Genomic DNA, 16,688 nt, shown 5'->3' with positions numbered 1-16,688 from the left:
GGCGACCGCACCACATGGCCGAAAAACGACCCCCGCGACGGGGGGGTCACCACCGGCCCGGACCCTCAGGTCCGCAGCAGCCGCCCGATCGCCTTCGTGGCCTCCTCCACCTTCGCGTCGATCTCGGCACCGCCCTTGACGGCCGCGTCGGCGACGCAGTGCCGCAGATGCTCCTCCAGGAGCTGCAGCGCGAAGGACTGCAGGGCCTTGGTGGAGGCGGAGACCTGGGTGAGTATGTCGATGCAGTAGACGTCCTCGTCGACCATCCGCTGCAGCCCACGGATCTGACCCTCGATGCGCCGCAGACGCTTGAGATGTTCGGCCTTCTCCTGGTGATATCCGTGGATTCCACGGTCGTGGTCGGTCACGACGTCCGGCCCCGCATCGTCCGCGGCGTCCACGGCGGCGGGCACGTGGGCACCGGCCCCTGTCGTCGTCATCGCAGCCTCCAGACATATACCCCTACCGGGTATATGGTAGCGAACTTCCGCGGGTATACGCCCTGCGGGCGGCCCCCCTGCCGGTAAATATGCCTGATGGGCGACACTGGGGGACGGCCCATTAGCCGTGGCCGGATGATGCGCCTAGCATCAGCCTGACCGAACCCCATGCATACCGAGGACCCCAAGTGCGCTTTCGTCTGACCCCCAGGGAGACGAGCTTCTACGACATGTTCGCCGCATCCGCGGACAACATCGTCACGGGCTCGAAACTCCTCATGGAACTGCTCGGGGCGGACACCGCCGGCCGGGCCGAGATCGCAGAGCGTATGCGGGCCGCTGAACACGCCGGTGACGACGCCACACACGCGATCTTCCACCAGTTGAACTCCTCGTTCATCACGCCCTTCGACCGCGAGGACATCTACTCCCTCGCGTCCTCCCTCGACGACATCATGGACTTCATGGAGGAGGCCGTCGACCTGGTCGTCCTCTACAACGTGGAGGAACTGCCCAAGGGCGTCGAGCAGCAGATCGAGGTGCTGGCGCGCGCCGCCGAACTGACGGCCGAGGCGATGCCCAACCTCCGCACGATGGACAACCTCACCGAGTACTGGATCGAGGTGAACCGGCTGGAGAACCAGGCGGACCAGATCCACCGCAAGCTCCTGGCCCACCTCTTCAACGGCAAGTACGACGCCATCGAGGTCCTCAAGCTCAAGCAGATCGTGGATGTGCTGGAGGAGGCGGCGGACGCGTTCGAGCACGTGGCGAACACGGTGGAGACCATCGCCGTCAAGGAGTCCTGAACCCTTCATGGACACCTTCGCTCTGGTCGTGACCATCGGGGTCGCGCTCTTCTTCACGTACACCAACGGCTTCCACGACTCCGCGAACGCCATCGCGACCTCGGTGTCGACGCGTGCCCTGACACCGCGCGCGGCCCTCGCCATGGCCGCCGTCATGAACCTCGTCGGAGCCTTCCTCGGCAGCGGCGTCGCCAAGACGGTCAGCGAGGGGCTGATCTCCACGCCCGAGGGCTCCAAGGGGATGGGCATCCTCTTCGCGGCCCTGGTCGGCGCGATCACCTGGAACCTGGTCACCTGGTACTTCGGCCTGCCCTCGTCCTCCTCGCACGCGCTGTTCGGCGGCATGGTGGGCGCGGCCCTCGCGGGCGGTACGACGGTCTACTGGTCCGGCGTCCTCGAAAAGGTCGTCATCCCGATGTTCATCTCCCCGGTGGTCGGCCTGGTCGTCGGCTACCTGGTGATGGCCGCGATCATGTGGATCTTCCGCCGGGCCAACCCGCACAAGGCCAAGCGCGGTTTCCGTATCGCGCAGACCGTGTCGGCGGCCGGTATGGCCCTCGGCCACGGTCTGCAGGACGCCCAGAAGACGATGGGCATCGTCGTGATGGCCCTGGTCATCGCGGACGTCGAGGACTACGGCGACCCGATCCCGGTCTGGGTGAAGATCGTCTGCGCGGTCATGCTCTCCCTCGGCACGTACGCGGGCGGCTGGCGCATCATGCGCACCCTGGGCCGGAAGATCATCGAACTCGATCCGCCGCAGGGCTTCGCCGCCGAGACCACCGGCGCGTCGATCATGTTCATCACGGCCTTCATCTTCAAGGCCCCCATCTCCACGACCCACATCATCACCTCGGCGATCATGGGCGTCGGCGCCACCAAGCGCATCAACGCCGTCCGCTGGGGCGTCGCCAAGAACATCATCCTCGGCTGGTTCATCACGATGCCGGCCGCGGCGCTGGTCGCCGCGCTGAGCTTCTGGATCGTGAACCTGGCGTTCCTGTAGAGCCGAGGGGCACTCGCCCCGGGCTCGCCCCGAACGAGGACGGGCCCGCCCCCGGGAGCCGGGGGCGGGCCCTTTACCTACCTCGCGGCGGCACCGCCATGCAGCACCGCGAGGGGTTCCTGGGAGACGCCGGCCTAGCCGAAGCGCCCCGAGATGTAGTCCTCCGTGGCCTGGACGGACGGGTTGGAGAAGATCCGCTCCGTGTCGTCGATCTCGATGAGCTTGCCGGGCTGCCCGACCGCCGCGAGGTTGAAGAAGGCCGTACGGTCCGAGACCCGCGCCGCCTGCTGCATGTTGTGCGTCACGATGACGATCGTGAAGCGCTCCTTCAGCTCACCGATGAGGTCCTCGATGGCGAGCGTCGAGATCGGGTCCAGCGCCGAGCACGGCTCGTCCATGAGCAGGACCTTCGGCTCGACCGCGATCGCGCGGGCGATGCACAGCCGCTGCTGCTGGCCGCCGGAGAGACCGGAGCCCGGCTTGTTCAGGCGGTCCTTGACCTCGTTCCAGAGGTTCGCGCCCTTGAGGGACTTCTCGACGATCTCGTCCAGCTCGGCCTTCTTCTTGCCGCCGACCAGCTTCAGGCCCGCCGCCACGTTGTCGTAGATCGACATCGTCGGGAACGGGTTCGGCCGCTGGAAGACCATGCCGACCTCACGCCGTACGGAGACGGGGTCGACCCCGGCGCCGTACAGGTTCTCGTCGTCGAGCATGACCTTGCCCTCGACGCGGCCGCCGGGCGTGACCTCGTGCATCCGGTTCAGGGTGCGCAGGAACGTGGACTTGCCGCAGCCCGAGGGGCCGATGAAGGCCGTCACCGTACGGGGCTCGATGGCCATCGAGATGTCCTCGATGGCGCGGAAGGAGCTGTAGTAGGCGTTGAGGCCGCTGACGTCGATTCGCTTGGCCATGTCGATCACTGCTTCTTTCGCGGGGGAACTGGTCGCTGTGTGGCCGCGTCAGCGACCGGCCGCGCGGCGGAGCCGCACGTTGTCCTCGTCATCGGGGGGCCTTCCAACGGGCGATGCCGCGGGCCGCCAGGTTCAGGATCATGATGAAGGCGATCAGCGTCAGCGACGCCGCCCAGGCACGGTCGTACGCCGCCCCGGAACCACCACTCTGCTGGAACTGCAGATAGATGTACATCGGCAGCGAGGCCTGCGGGTCGGAGAACGGGTTCGCGTTGATGTACGACGAACCCCACACCAGCAGCAGGACCGGAGCGGTCTCACCGGCGATACGGGCGACCGCGAGCATCACACCCGTCGTGATACCGCCGATGGCGGTCGGCAGCACGATCTTGAGGATGGTCCGCCACTTCGGCACACCCAGCGCCAGCGAGGCCTCGCGCAACTCGTTCGGGACGAGCTTGAGCATCTCCTCGGTGGAGCGGACGACGACCGGCAGCATCAGGATCGTCAGCGCCATCGCGCCGGCGAAGCCGGAGTAGCCCATGTCCAGGATCAGGATCCAGGTGCTCAGGATGAACAGACCCGCGACGATCGACGGGATGCCCGTCATGACGTCGACGAAGAAGGTGACGGCCCGGGCGAGCTTGCCCCGGCCGTACTCGACCAGGTAGATCGCGGTCAGCACACCGATCGGCACGGAGATGACGGTGGCGATGCCGACCTGCTCCAGGGTGCCGAGGATGGCGTGGTAGATACCGCCGCCGGGCTCGGTGTTGGAGACCACGCCCATCGAGTGGGTGAGGAAGTAGCCGTCGAGGACCTTCACACCGCGCGCGACGGTCTCGTAGATGAGCGAGGCCAGCGGGAGGACCGCGAGCAGGAACGCGACCCAGACGACGCTGGTCGCCACCCGGTCCTTGGCCTGCCGCTTGCCCTCGACGCGCGCGGCAATGACGTACGAGCCGAGGACGAAGAGGAGACCCGCGATCAGGGCCCACTGGATGGAGCTTTCGAGGCCGGCCACGGCGCTGATGCCGAGGCCCAGCGCGACCGACCCGGCGGCGACCGCCCAGGCGAACCACTTGGGCAGGGACGCGGCACGCAGGGTGCTCGGGCCCTTCGGGGTGAGAGTTGCGTTGCTCATCCGTTGGCCCCCGAGAACTCCTTGCGGCGGGCGATGATCAGTCGGGCCGCGCCATTGACCAGCAGGGTGATGACGAACAGGACCAGACCGGAGGCGATGAGGGCGTCACGGCCCATCTCGGTCGCCTCGCTGAACTTGCTGGCGATGTTCTGGGCGAAGGTGCCGCCGCCCGGGTCGAGCAGGCTGAGGTTGATCTCGAAGCTGGACGACAGGACCATCGCCACGGCCATGGTCTCGCCGAGCGCGCGGCCGAGGCCGAGCATCGAGGCGGAGATGACACCGGAGCGCCCGAAGGGCAGCACCGCCATGCGGATGACCTCCCAGCGGGTGGCGCCGAGGGCCAGCGCGGCCTCCTCGTGCATCCGCGGCACCTGCCGGAAGACCTCACGGCTCACATTGGTGATGATCGGCAGGATCATGATCGCGAGCAGGATGCCGACGGTGAGCATCGAACGCGGGGCGCCGCCCTGCCATTCGAGGATGCCGGTCCAGCCGAGGTAGTCGTTCAGCCAGCCGTAGAGCCCGTCGAGCTGCGGTACGAGGACCAGGATGCCCCAGAGGCCGTACACGATGGACGGCACGGCGGCGAGCAGGTCGATCACGTACGCGATCGGGCCGCCCAGCCTGCGCGGGGCGTAGTGCGTGATGAAGAGGGCGATACCGACCGCGACCGGGACCGCGATGGCCATCGCGATGACCGACGAGACGATCGTGCCGAAGGCGAGGACCGCGATGCCGAACTCCGGCGGAACCCCGGTGGGGTTCCACTCGAAGGTGGTGAAGAAGTTGGCCTCGTCCTTGCTGATCGCGAGCACGGCACGGTAGCTGAGGAACACGGCGATGGCCGCCATGAGCACCAGCAGGAAGATGCCGGATCCACGCGAGAGGCCGAGGAACACCCGGTCGCCGAGGCGGGTGACGCCGCGTTCGGCGCCCTTGTGCTCGGCGGCCGGTGAAGTCGGTGGGGTGGGGGGTGCGGGAGTGTCTTTGGTCGATATGTCCATCAGGTTCTCCGGTCTGCGGAGCCGTCGTCGTGCGGGCGGCGGCTCGGGGCGGAGCCGCCCGCGGTGGCGGAGGACTCCTGGCGGCGGTGCACCGGACGGTGCGGCCCGGTCCCGGTCGGGACCGGACCGCACTCGGGTCAGCTCAGTTCCGAGATGGTCGTACGGACCTTGGTGATGATCTCCTCGGGCATCGGGGCGTACCCGGCCTCGGAGAGCAGCGCCTGGCCGTCCTCGGACGCGATGTAGGTGAGGAAGGACTTCGTGGCGGGCAGGGTGTCCGCCTTGTTGCCCTTGTCACAGACGATCTCGTAGGTGACGAGGGTGATCGGGTAGGCGCCCTCGGCCTTCGGCGTGTAGTTCAGCTTCAGCGCGAGGTCCTTGCCCGTGCCGACGACCTGCGCCTCGGAGATCGCCTTGGTGGCGTTCTCGACGGTCGCCTTGACCGGCTCGGCGGCGTCGGTCTTGACGTCGACCGTGCTGATGCCGTCCGTGGCGTAGGAGAGCTCCATGTAGGAGATGGCGCCCTTGGTCTCCTTCACGCCCTGCGCGACACCGGAGGAGCCCTGAGCGGACTGGCCGCCCTTGGCCTGCCAGGCCTTGCCGCCCTCGTACTTCCAGCTGTCGGGGGCCGCGGCGATCAGGTACTTGGTGAAGTTGTCCGTGGTGCCGGACTCGTCCGAGCGGTGGAAGGCCTGGATCTTGAGGTCGGGCAGCTTCGCGTCGGGGTTGAGCTCCGCGATGGCCTTGTCGTTCCAGTTGGTGATCTTGCTGTCGAAGATCAGGGCGAGGGTCTTGGCGTCCAGGACCAGGTTCTCGGCACCCGGGACGTTGTAGCCGACCGCGATCGGGCCGCCGACCATCGGCAGGTCGATGCCCTGACCGTCCTTGCAGACCTCCTTGGAGGCCGTGACCTCTTCGGGCTTCAGCGCCGAGTCGGAGCCCGCGAAGGCGACCTGGCCCTGGGTGAACGCGGTGATGCCCGCGCCCGAACCGCTGCCCTTGTAGTTGATGACGACGTCCTTGCAGGCGGTCTGGTACTGCTTCACCCAGGCGTCGATCGCGTTCTTCTGCGCCGAGGAGCCGTCGGCCAGCAGCTGACCCTGGGCGTCGCCGCAGTCGATGTCGCTGGCCGGCGCGGAGCTGTCGCTCGTGCCGCTCGCGCCACCACTGGTGTCGTCCGACCCGCACGCGGTGAGGGTCAGAGCGCCGGTGAGGGCGACAGCACCGAGAGAAAGGGCGCGCAGCCGGTTCTTGCGCTGAAGCTTCACTTTCGGGAGTTCCTTCCAGGAGCCGCCGTCCACATGGCGGCGTGCGAAGTCGTCGTATCAGCCTCGGGACCCGTCCTGCTGGTGCCTCTGGTCCCTCGTACTGCTGTCGTCACGGGCTGCGGGGCCGCGATTCGGCCCGCACCCCGCACCGGGTAAGGCCGAAATTAGGCAGATCAGGTGAAGCCGCCGATGGACGGAAGTGAACGGCGAGTGAACCCCTGCCGACAGTGCGGTGAGGTCACGGAATGCTCACGGGGAGGGCACGTGCAGATCCCGATGCCAAGGCCGCGCCTCCCTCACCTCACGCACATCAACGGACTCAAGGGTTCCACATCACCCGCACCACCTCCTCCCGAATATGACGCTACGCGTTCATTCGACTACGCATTGCAGTCATCCCCCGGCTCGCACCGCTCCACGCGCCCGAAGGGGACGGGTAGTGCCTCCCGGGGCGACACGAGAGGCGTCACCCGAAACCGTGAGGGCGATAATCCGGGAACCCCGCCCCCACGATCCCCGTCTCGTTCCACGACCCACCCCAAGCGCGGCGCACCGGGAGACCCACATGGAACGGCGCACATTCATCGGCGGCACCACGGCCGCCGCCCTCACCACCCTCACCGCCTCCGCGTGCACCACCACGCCCCCCACCCCCGGCACCCGCGCCACGGACACCGCGCTGCGCACGACGACGACCACCACCACCTCCAAGGTCACCGCCGCCAACTGGTCCGCCCTGGCCCGCGACCTCGACGGCCCCCTGATCCGCCCCGGCGACAAGGCCTGGTCCACGGCCCGCCAGCTCTACAACACCCGCTTCGACACCCTGAAGCCCACCGCCGTCGCCTATGTCGCCCACCCCGACGACATCCGTACGACGCTCGCCTACGCCAAGGCGCACGACATCAAGGTCTCGATCCGCAACGGCGGCCACTCCTACGCCGGCTGGTCCTCCGGCAACGGCCGCCTCGTCATCGACGTCTCGAAGCTGAACAAGATCCGCGCCTCCGCGAACGAGGCGGTCGTGGGCGCCGGCTCCAAGCTCATCGACGTCTACCGGGCCCTGGCGGCGAAGGGCGTCACCATCCCCGCCGGCTCCTGCCCGACCGTCGGTGTCTCCGGCCTCACCCTCGGCGGCGGCCACGGCGTGACGTCCCGCGCGTACGGCCTGACCTGCGACAGCCTCACCCAGGCCACGCTGATAACCGCCGACGGCAAGCAGCTGACCGCGAACGCCACCACGAACAAGGACCTCTTCTGGGCCCTACGAGGCGCCGGCAACGGCAACTTCGGCGTGGTCACCGAACTCCGCTTCAAGACCCACCCCGCGGCCAAGGGCGTCACCGCCTACCTCACCTGGCCGTGGTCGAAGGCCGCCGCCGTACTGAAGGCCTGGCAGGAGTGGGGCCCGACCCAGCCCGACGAGATCTGGTCCTCCTGCCACCTGGAGAACGGCGGCAGCCCGACCGTCGCGGTCGCCGCCTTCTCCCTGGGCACCTACGGCGACCTGGAGAACGCCCTCGACCGTCTGGCCGACCGTGTCGGCACCCCGGCCCGCAGCGTCTCCCTCAAGCGCCGCTCCTACGAGGACGCCATGGAGGGCTACGCGGGCTGCTCGTCCTTCTCCGCCGACGCCAAGTGCCATCTGCCGGGCTCGACCCCGGGCCGCTCCCCGCAGGGCGCCCTCGGCCGCGAGACGTACGCGGCCCGCTCGGACTTCTTCGACCGCTCGATCTCCTCGGCGGGCATCCAGACGCTGCTGACCCAGATCACGGGCGTGAAGGGCGGCGCCGGCAGCATCGCGTTCACCGCTCTCGGCGGCCGGGTCAACCGCGTCTCGCCCACGGCCACGGCGTTCGTCCACCGCCGCTCCCGGATGCTGGCCCAGTACCTCGCCTCCTGGAAGCCCGGCACCACCGGCACGGCGGCCCAGTCCTGGCTCACCACGGCCCACAAGTCCATGACCCGCCACGCCTCGGGCGCCGCCTACCAGAACTACACCGACCCCACCCTCACCGACTGGAAAAAGGCCTACTACGGCGAAGCGGCCCCCCGCCTGACCAAGCTGAAGAACCAGTACGACCCGACCCGCTTCTTCACGTTCCCGCAGTCCCTGTAAGCCTGCCGCGCCCCTGGAAAGGGCCGCAGGCCCTGTTTCCAGGGGCGCGGGGAACGGCGCGAGAACCCCCACCGAACCCGCAGATTCCCACCCACCCCGCGCGGAGCGCGAAAGAGGAACCCAGGCGCGGCCTCAGGCCGCCAGATCCCGCTCCCCCGCGGACGCGGATTCGACCCGCGCCCCCGGAATCACCGCACGCCCCCCGTCACGCCCCCGAGCCCGCACGACCCACCCCACCCGAGGCGACCGCTCCACGGCCCGCATCAGCGGCGTGAGCAGCGCCATGGCGAGCGGCGACAACAGCAGCACCACGGCCGTCCCGAGCGCGAACCCACCGATCACATCCGTCGGATAGTGCACACCCATGTACACCCGGATGAACCCGCCCAGCAGCCCGATGACCAGCCCGACCATCCCGAACTTCCGGTTGGCGACGAACAGCCCCACCGCCATCGCCATGATCAGGGTCGCGTGATCGCTCACGAACGAGTAGTCGGTCTTGCCGGAGACGAGCACCTCCAGCCCCTCGTGGTCGAGAAAGGGCCGGGGCCGCTCCACGAACCCCCGTATCGGCACATTCACCAGCACCGCGATCCCGGCGGCGAGCGGCGCCCACATCAGCGCGGCCACGGACGCGGCCGCGTCCTCACCGCCCCGCCTGCGCACACCCCACCAGCACCACAGGATCAGCAGCACCATCGCGAAGAGCAGCCCGTACTCCCCGACGAACTCCATGACCCGGTCGAGCCAGCCCGGCGCGTCCTTGGCCAGACCATTGATGTCGTACAGCAGCTCGACGTCGGGATTCGATCCGGATTCAGCGGCCAATGCGGTAGCGGCATGCGCGGCGAGTCCAGCCATCGTGCTGCGGCCCTTTCGTCATCGTTCTCGCGACCGCACCCGTACGTGCGCCGCGCTGTGCCACCCCCGTGGTGTACGTAGTGCTTCCGCGTGAGCGTCAACGGGCTACGCCAAATAGGAACGCACACTCCCCTTCAATGCGTTCCACCCTCCACTGAATGATCACTCAGACGTTATCGAAGAGAGACACGTCTCCGCAGCTCAGGGCAGTGGTTCACGGAGAATTACGGCGCCGTCAGACGGTCGTGGGCAACGCTTTCGCGCCATCCTCGGTGACCCGGGTGGCACCGAAGTAGTCGGGGGTGTCAATCGGGTCGAAACGGATGACCGCCCCCGTCCGCGGAGCGTCGATCATATATCCGCCCCCGACATAGATCCCGACGTGCCGAATGGCCCGGGAGTTGGTGAGGTCGTCCGAGAAGAACACCAGATCCCCCGGCAGCAGCTCCTCGCGCGAGGGGTGCGGCCCGGCGTTGTACTGATCGTTCGCGACCCGGGGCAGCGTGATCCCCACACTGTCGTACGCCGCCTGCGTCAGCCCCGAGCAGTCGAAGCGTCCGCCCTGCTCAGCGGTGCCGGTACCGCCCCACAGATAGAGCGTCCCGAGCTTCTTCTGCGCGTACGCGATGGCCCCGGCGGCCTGCTCGCTGGGATCGACCCGGCTCGTCGGCGCGGCGAAACTCTCCGACAGCGTGGTGATCGTCTTCACATAGTTCTGGGTCTCCTTGTACGGCGGAACCCCCCCGTACTTGATGACGGCGTACGCCCCCGCGTTGTAGGAAGCGAGCATGTTCGCCGTCGGATCACCGGGGACGTCCTTCACGTACTTCGCGAGGGAGCAGTCGTACGAAGCAGCCGATGGAATCGCGTCATTCGGGTCCCACACATCACGGTCGCCGTCACCGTCACCGTCGAGTCCGTGCGTCGCCCACGTCCCCGGAATGAATTGCGCGATCCCCTGCGCCGCGGCGTGGCTCTGCGCCTTCGGATTGAATCCGCTCTCCTGATACAACTGCGCGGCGAGCAACGCCGGATTGATCGCGTCGCACAGATTGCCCCATTTCTGCACGAGCGCCTGATAAGCGGCGGGAACAGCCCCCTTGGCCAGCCCGACCGACTTCCCGCCGATCCCGTTCGCGAGATTCCCGGCGACCAGATAGACACCCACGACCAGCACCATCACGAAGGCGAGCCCGGCGCTGCCGGCGGCGATCACCGCGATCCATGCCTTACGCACCGTCAACCGCCCCTCACCGCGCGCCAGTCCGCCGCGAGCAAGTGTAGAGGCGGCCCGCTTTCTTAGGAATGATCACCAGACCGACGACCGCGACGGCCGTGCCACGACGACAGAGGTACGACGGCAGAGGTACGACGACAGAGGAGGCCCCACCCCATGCCCGACATCCCCCCGGACCTCGACTGGATCCGCGCCGCCCCCGACGACGCGACCGGCCCCGGCCCCTGGATCGAGCTCGCCTTCGGCGCCGGCGACGGCGAGGACGACCCCGAGGCCCCCGTCTACCTCCGCGAGACGAGCGACCCCGGCACCGTCGTCACGACGAACCGCCGCAAGTGGGACGCGTTCGTCCTGGGCGTACAGGCAGGGGAGTTCGACCACTTCGTGGAGGGAGTGGAGGGATACGGACCGACGACGCCGTAGCCCCCGGGGACTGTCGGTGGGGCGTGCCAGGATCTCGTCATGAAGGTCACCGCCACCGTCACCGTCCCGCTCCCGGCGCAGCCGCACACCTCGACCGTGTACGTCGACTGGGCGCGGGCCCACGACCCGGCCGCCGAGTCCGTCGCGCTCGACGCGCTGGAGACCGTGCGGACCCGGATCGGGGTCGCGTACGAGAAGCCGGGCCGCTTCCTGACCGAGATGGAGCGGCGCGCGCGGCACCTGCCGACGGCCCATCTGCCGTGGTTCTGGGACACGGTCGGCCACCGGCTGACCCGCTGGAGCGCCCGGTACGCGGGCAAGGCGTTCGCGCTGGCCCGCAAGGCGGAGCGGGACCACGCGCTGCCGGTGGACGGGGAGTGGTACCGGGCGAACGTCCTGCTGTTCGCGGGCCTCGGGGCGCTGCCGGCCAAGGACCTGACGGACCACCAGCGATGGCTGGCCGAGGCCCTGGACCCGAAAGAGGCGCACGCGGAGTACGTACGGGTGCTGACGGCCTGGGCGGCGTCGCCGGGCGAGCTGCCGGCGACCCTGGCCGGCCGGGTGCGGGCCTCCGCCAAGACGGCCGGGCTCGGCCGGGACGAGGACGCCCGTGTGCTGGCGGCGCTGGTGGGCGCGGCCCGGGACAAGGCCGTACCGGACGCGCTGCTGGACGCCGTCACCGCGCTGCTCGCCGAGCACCCGCAGGGCGACGACGTGCACGCCGCGCTGCTGGACGTCTTCCCGGACTCGCGGGGCGACGCGGCGCCCTGGCTGCGGCTGCTGCTGCGCTCGGGCGCGGCCCGGGCCGTGGTGAGCGGGCACATCGCGCCGGACGGCGGGGTCACCGGCTGGCTGGGGCGGTACGCGCGCATGTACAAGCACGCCCGGGTCGGGGGAGGCGGGGTGACCGCGCAGGCGATGCCACCGGAGCTGTTCGAGCTGCTGACGCTGTTCGCGCCCCGGCTGCGCGCGGCGGGGACACCCGTGCGCCTGCACGAGGACCGCTACCACCATCCGGAGCTGGACGCCGATCTGCTGGACGCCTGTCTTGCGGAGGGGATCGCGGTCGAGGACCCGGGCGACTCGATCCGGCTGCGGTTCCGGGGCGGCCGGTCCCGGCGCGATCTGACGGCCCTCGCCGCCGACCCGGTGTTCGGGCCCCGGCTGGAGGGCACGGTCCACGCCGGACTGCGCGGCGGGGGCACCGCCATCACCCGGCTGCCCGAGAACACGGCGATCGCCACCGAGGTCCGCACCCGGATCGAGAAGCTGATCGGCGAGCTGCGGGGCGGTGGCATCGCGGCGGCCGACGAGGCGGTGGACGAGCTGACCACCCTCCTCGACCGCCCGACGACGACCGCCCTGGACGGCATCGAGGAGGCCCTGGCCACGCTCGACCTGACCGGCCCGCTGACCCGGACCCTGACCGCCGGCCTGCCGGAGGAACTGGCCTGGCCCGCGCTGGAGGAGGCGCTGGCGGGGTTCGGCACCGGGCTCACCGGGGCGGCGGGAGAGGCCACCGGGACGGAGGGCGGGGGCGCTGTCAGAGGCGTGACCTGCACCTGGCCGGTGCTGACCGTCTACGGCGACGACCGGGCCGTGGCCGTGGACCACGCGGGCCGGCGCGGCTCCTGCACGTTCACCCTCCCCGAGGGCACGACCAGCCACAGCGTGCACTTCGCGGGCGGCCGCTTCCTGGTCGGCTGGACCACCGGGGGCCGCAACAGCTCCGCCGAAGGCGCCTGCTGGGCCGACCGGCCCGAGGACGTGTTCCGGCCCGAGCAGCGGAGCGGGCTGCGCCCGTACGACGGAATCATCGACGGCGGCTTCGGCTACCAGTTCGCGAGCCCCGACGGCGGCGGCCGACACGACGGGGACCGCGTGCTGCGGCCCGGCGACCGGTCCGGCATCGGCTCCCTCGACCTCCAGATGAGCGACGGCGAGCGGTTCTGGAGCGCCCGCGTCTACCGCGGCGACTGGGAGCGCGTCGACCCGTCGACGGGCGCCAGGACCGGCGACCGTACGCTGCCCGCGTTCCACCAGGACGCCGAACCGCCGCCCGGCCGGGCGGTGTTCAAGGACTCCCTCACCCTGGCGGCGCTGCCCGAGGACGCCCCGCCGTCGCCGCTGGGCCAGGACGGACGCCTGACCGGCTGCCATGTCCTGTACCGCACCCCGTACGCGGGCCCCTCCCCGACCGACTTCCTGCTGCGTACGGTGGACGGCCGCGAGGGACGGTTCGTGGGCACCCGGCCGGGCCTGCACCCGTGGGGCGTCCTCCGGCCGCCCGCGGGCGGCGAGGACGCCGTCCTGGTCGAGCCGCACCACGTCCGGGTCCACGCCGTCTCCGACGGTTCCCTCCTGTGGGAGACCCACGGCTTCCCCGCCACCGACCGCCACCGTCACCGCAGGCCGTCCCGCCACAGCGTCGGCCCCCTGCCGCCGCCCGCGTACTGGCACTTCCTCACCCCCCGCGACAAGCCCTCCTCCAAGCCGCTGCGCATGGTGACGGCCGACGCGGTACGCGCGCTGCTCGGCGCGACGGACGCCGGGGCGCCGGACCCGGACGGGACGGCCCCCGGCGGGACGGGCACGGGTGCGGGCGGGGCGGCCGTACGCGCCGAACTGACCCGGCTGCTGCCCGAGGTGACCGACCCGCGGATCGTGGACGGCGTACTGCGGGTGACGCTGCTGGCCGCCGATGTGCTCCGGCGCCGCGAGGAGCTGTCCCGGCGGGTGCGCATCATGCGGTCCGGCCCGGTGGTGACCCTGCCCGCCGAGATCCCGGACACCGCGCTCGCCCCCGCCCTCCACGGCCTGCTGCCCGAACTGCGCGCCCATGACGCCCCCGTGCCCGGCCCCCGGCCCGCGACGCTGACCTCGGTCGCGGCGGACGGCCGTTACCTGCGCGGCGAGATCGACGACGAGACGCGCCATCTGGCCCTGCCCGCCGCGCCGCTCGACTGGCCCGCGCTGCTCGGCCGTATCGACGCGGTGGCCTGGCGCGCGGCGGTGGACACCACCTCCGCCGAGGAACGGGCGGCGCTGGCCGCGCTGTTGCGCACCTGGAGCGGCGGGCCGTTCGCCGAGCGGGGAGGACGCTGGCGCACCGGCCGCGCCCCGCTGGCCGCCCTGACCGCGTCCCGGGCCACCGGCCACCTCGTCACCGCGTCCGGCGAACGCGGCGGCACGGCCCGCTTCGTCCAGCGGGCGACGGACCCGGCGCCGTCGCCGGGGACCGCCGACGGGGAGACCGCCTCCGGCGCGCAGACCCCCGCCGCGCAGGGTGACGGCCATACGACGGTCACCGTCGAGCGGGACGACAGCGGCCGGCTGCCCGCGCTGCTGGATCTGGTGGAGCGCCGGGGCCCGCTGCCGCTGCCCGCGCGGGCGGTGGAGGTCTTCTCGCGGCGTACGGGGGTGCGCGGCACGATCGCGCTGCTGGCCCTGGCCGGCCTGCCCCGGCGGGCGCGGCACGACGAGGACCTGAAGATGCTGCGCTCGAAGCCGTACCGGGCGAGCAAGCCGGTCACCGACGAGTACCACGCCCTCTGGCACCGCCTCGGCCCCGAAGGCCGGCGCGCGGTCCTCGCCGCGGGCGTGCCGGAGGACCCGGCGGAGCTGTGGACCGACGGCGGAACGGTCGCGGCGGCGGCACGCATGGCCGAGGTGTGGGCAGACCTGCTCGGCACCGTCCCGTACGTGGACGACGACCTGGCCGACGCGCTGGACACGGACCTGGGGCTCACCGGCGACTGGGCCCGCGCCCTCACCACCGGCCGGCCCCCGGCCGCCGGCACCGGCCTCGACGCACCCGGATTCGTCCTGGCCGGCACCATCGGAGGCGGCCTCGACCTGCACGAGGCGGGCCCCGACGGCACCGCCGGCGACCGGGTCGGCCTCTACACCCTCCCGGACCGACGGCTGCTGACCCTCGTGGCCTGGGCCCTCACCGAGCGACCGGTGGGCGACCCGGCGGCCGAGGGCGCGGTGAGACTGTTCGGCCGCCTGCGCACCCTGCTGGACGCCCCCGGCACACTCGTCCCGCTGGGCCGCCACCAGGCACTCGCCACGGCGGCACCGGGCCTCCCGGGCTTCGCGCCCCACACCGGCCCCGTACTGCCCTGCCCGCGCCCACTGCGCGAGAACGCCACCGCGACGACCGCCGTGTACGACGACGGCCTCCTCGTGGTCTCCGTCCCCCACGGCGACGTGTTCCTACGCTCGTCCGCGCTCACCGCCCCGGAGCCGCCGGACCGGCTGGAGCGCCTGTGCGGTGAACTGGCCCTGCCCTGGCTGCTGAGCGGTATCCGCGACCTCCAGGAGCTGCGCACCGGCGGGCTCGTCCGCATGACCGACCGCGTCACCACGACCCCCGTGCCCCCGGGCGGCTACGAGCTGAACCCGTCCCTGAGCGCCCCCGACCTGGTCACGGAGACAGCAGGCACCCTGGGCGTCGGCCCCGACGCGGCGGCCCTGTACCTCCAACTCCTCACCCTCGCCCGCCCCACCGACCAGCACATCCGCCGCTGGAACGACTGGACCCCCGCCCGGCACAAGACCGCACAGGCGGAACTACTGGCCATCGGCGCGATCCACCAGGACAAACGCCCCCGAGCGGGCCGCACGGCATTCGTACCGGGCCCATGGACCGACCTCAAGTCCCCCCACCTCCCCCTGGAAACCCCCAAGCTCCCCCTCCACCAAGCCCCGAACTCCACCCCGACCCGCCTGCACGGCCCCTTCACCCACCTACTCCCCCCGGTCCCCCCGCACGAACTCTTCACCGAGGCCTGGACCACGACACACACCGGACGCCGGTAGACCGGGCAGAGGAACAGCCGGGAAGAACAGTCGGGAAGAACGGACGGGAAGAACGGGAAGGAAACCGGAGCGGAAGGCAGAAAGGGAAGCCGCCGCCTCCGCGCGCAGCGAGTCGAGCCGGCCGACCAGGGGCCGCACCTCGGCCGCGTAGTCGAGCAGCGCCTTCGAGACCGTGGCCAGCTCGGTCTGCAGATCGTGGCCGGCCGCCGCGACGGGTGCGGTGGTCGCGAAGAGCTGGTCGGCCTCGGGGGCCTTGTAGAACGGTTCCAGCAGCCGGAAGTCGGCGTCGATCAGCAGACCCGCCGCGCCGACCGCCATCCCGTCGAACGCGATGTCCCCCGCGTCCGCCTCCAGTTGGCCCAGATTCCCGGTGAACTCCGCGATCGCGACCCCATGCACTTCCGGCCAAAGGTCACCCCTCAGGGCGATCGACCCCCCACACGCAACCCTTACGTCCAGATCAGGCACACTCGACAGAGCAGGTCCGACACCCCGTCAGAAGCGGGCGGACCAGGCCCCAGAGGCCACGAAAGGGGAATAACGACCGAACCACACCACAGGTTCCGGTTGATCCTCATTGCCCGGCGTGACCTGCCGTGATACACAGAGTGACGATACGACCCTTCGTTTACCGTTCCGCGC

Annotated in this window: 13 protein-coding genes; 5 read left to right on the top strand and 8 right to left on the bottom strand. The window is 70.6% G+C overall.

Annotation, left to right across the window (positions count from 1 at the left end; all coding sequences use genetic code 11):
• Positions 1 to 65 precede the first annotated feature (65 nt).
• On the bottom strand, positions 66 to 440 hold the full coding sequence (locus J8M51_RS40565; protein ID WP_086758276.1) for a metal-sensitive transcriptional regulator: 375 nt from the start codon (positions 438 to 440) through the stop codon (positions 66 to 68).
• A 188-nt stretch (positions 441 to 628) separates the two neighbouring features.
• Here J8M51_RS40565 and J8M51_RS40560 point away from each other — a divergent pair, with 188 nt between their 5' ends.
• Both J8M51_RS40560 and J8M51_RS40555 read left to right on the top strand, forming a co-directional pair.
• On the top strand, positions 629 to 1,249 hold the full coding sequence (locus J8M51_RS40560) for a DUF47 domain-containing protein (RefSeq protein WP_015659485.1): 621 nt from the start codon (positions 629 to 631) through the stop codon (positions 1,247 to 1,249).
• Positions 1,250 to 1,256: 7 nt separating this feature from the next.
• A complete protein-coding gene (locus J8M51_RS40555) occupies positions 1,257 to 2,255 on the top strand; it encodes an inorganic phosphate transporter (protein WP_086758279.1) in 999 nt (332 codons plus the stop codon).
• A gap of 134 nt (positions 2,256 to 2,389) precedes the next feature.
• On the opposite strand, the gene pstB is transcribed toward J8M51_RS40555, so the two are convergent.
• The 4 genes from pstB to pstS form a co-directional block, all read right to left on the bottom strand.
• Positions 2,390 to 3,166 carry a phosphate ABC transporter ATP-binding protein PstB gene (gene pstB, locus J8M51_RS40550; RefSeq protein WP_086758287.1) on the bottom strand — a complete coding sequence of 259 codons (777 nt, stop codon included), beginning with the start codon at positions 3,164 to 3,166 and terminating at the stop codon, positions 2,390 to 2,392.
• Between the two features lie 88 nt (positions 3,167 to 3,254).
• On the bottom strand, positions 3,255 to 4,310 hold the full coding sequence (gene pstA / locus J8M51_RS40545; RefSeq protein WP_086758281.1) for a phosphate ABC transporter permease PstA: 1,056 nt from the start codon (positions 4,308 to 4,310) through the stop codon (positions 3,255 to 3,257).
• Positions 4,307 to 5,314 (bottom strand): phosphate ABC transporter permease subunit PstC, encoded by a 1,008-nt coding sequence (gene pstC, locus J8M51_RS40540; protein WP_086758283.1) that lies wholly within the window; start codon positions 5,312 to 5,314, stop codon positions 4,307 to 4,309. The genes pstA and pstC overlap by 4 nt, the downstream gene beginning before the upstream one ends.
• 137 nt (positions 5,315 to 5,451) lie before the next feature.
• Positions 5,452 to 6,582 (bottom strand): phosphate ABC transporter substrate-binding protein PstS, encoded by a 1,131-nt coding sequence (gene pstS / locus J8M51_RS40535; RefSeq protein ID WP_179203219.1) that lies wholly within the window; start codon positions 6,580 to 6,582, stop codon positions 5,452 to 5,454.
• Between the two features lie 565 nt (positions 6,583 to 7,147).
• Between pstS and J8M51_RS40530 the strand changes: the two genes are divergently transcribed.
• Positions 7,148 to 8,701: an FAD-binding oxidoreductase gene (locus tag J8M51_RS40530; RefSeq protein WP_216590952.1), complete on the top strand. Its 1,554-nt coding sequence runs from the start codon at positions 7,148 to 7,150 to the stop codon at positions 8,699 to 8,701.
• A 132-nt stretch (positions 8,702 to 8,833) separates the two neighbouring features.
• Here the strand turns inward: J8M51_RS40530 and J8M51_RS40525 are convergent, their stop codons facing one another.
• Both J8M51_RS40525 and J8M51_RS40520 read right to left on the bottom strand, forming a co-directional pair.
• Positions 8,834 to 9,562: a phosphatase PAP2 family protein gene (locus J8M51_RS40525; RefSeq protein ID WP_216590951.1), complete on the bottom strand. Its 729-nt coding sequence runs from the start codon at positions 9,560 to 9,562 to the stop codon at positions 8,834 to 8,836.
• Between the two features lie 235 nt (positions 9,563 to 9,797).
• Entirely contained in the window at positions 9,798 to 10,805 is a 1,008-nt protein-coding gene (locus tag J8M51_RS40520; protein ID WP_216869992.1) for a C40 family peptidase, read from the bottom strand.
• A 150-nt stretch (positions 10,806 to 10,955) separates the two neighbouring features.
• On the opposite strand from J8M51_RS40520, the gene J8M51_RS40515 reads away from it, so the two are divergent.
• Both J8M51_RS40515 and J8M51_RS40510 read left to right on the top strand, forming a co-directional pair.
• Positions 10,956 to 11,222, top strand: a complete 267-nt coding sequence (locus J8M51_RS40515; RefSeq protein ID WP_086762130.1) for a DUF397 domain-containing protein — start codon at positions 10,956 to 10,958, stop codon at positions 11,220 to 11,222.
• Between the two features lie 39 nt (positions 11,223 to 11,261).
• Complete coding sequence (locus J8M51_RS40510) at positions 11,262 to 16,046, top strand: hypothetical protein (protein WP_267299950.1); 4,785 nt, start codon at positions 11,262 to 11,264, stop codon at positions 16,044 to 16,046.
• Here J8M51_RS40510 and J8M51_RS40505 read toward each other — a convergent pair.
• Positions 15,975 to 16,445: a hypothetical protein gene (locus J8M51_RS40505; protein ID WP_267299949.1), complete on the bottom strand. Its 471-nt coding sequence runs from the start codon at positions 16,443 to 16,445 to the stop codon at positions 15,975 to 15,977. The genes J8M51_RS40510 and J8M51_RS40505 overlap by 72 nt on opposite strands.
• Positions 16,446 to 16,688: the final 243 nt, after the last annotated feature.

Source organism: Streptomyces griseiscabiei (assembly GCF_020010925.1).
Lineage (GTDB): Bacteria > Actinomycetota > Actinomycetes > Streptomycetales > Streptomycetaceae > Streptomyces > Streptomyces griseiscabiei.
Note: the sequence above shows the minus strand (reverse complement) of the source record. Positions and strands in the feature narration are given on the sequence as shown.

Bases quoted from the DNA above. Each gene is read 5' to 3' on its own strand.
- J8M51_RS40530 (WP_216590952.1), top strand. From the start codon at position 7,148: ATGGAACGGCGCACATTCATCGGCGGCACCACGGCCGCCGCCCTCACC.
- J8M51_RS40565 (WP_086758276.1), bottom strand. From the start codon at position 440: ATGACGACGACAGGGGCCGGTGCCCACGTGCCCGCCGCCGTGGACGCC.
- J8M51_RS40515 (WP_086762130.1), top strand. From the start codon at position 10,956: ATGCCCGACATCCCCCCGGACCTCGACTGGATCCGCGCCGCCCCCGAC.
- J8M51_RS40525 (WP_216590951.1), bottom strand. From the start codon at position 9,562: ATGGCTGGACTCGCCGCGCATGCCGCTACCGCATTGGCCGCTGAATCC.
- pstB (WP_086758287.1), bottom strand. From the start codon at position 3,166: ATGGCCAAGCGAATCGACGTCAGCGGCCTCAACGCCTACTACAGCTCC.
- J8M51_RS40555 (WP_086758279.1), top strand. From the start codon at position 1,257: ATGGACACCTTCGCTCTGGTCGTGACCATCGGGGTCGCGCTCTTCTTC.
- pstA (WP_086758281.1), bottom strand. From the start codon at position 4,310: ATGAGCAACGCAACTCTCACCCCGAAGGGCCCGAGCACCCTGCGTGCC.
- pstC (WP_086758283.1), bottom strand. From the start codon at position 5,314: ATGGACATATCGACCAAAGACACTCCCGCACCCCCCACCCCACCGACT.
- J8M51_RS40510 (WP_267299950.1), top strand. From the start codon at position 11,262: ATGAAGGTCACCGCCACCGTCACCGTCCCGCTCCCGGCGCAGCCGCAC.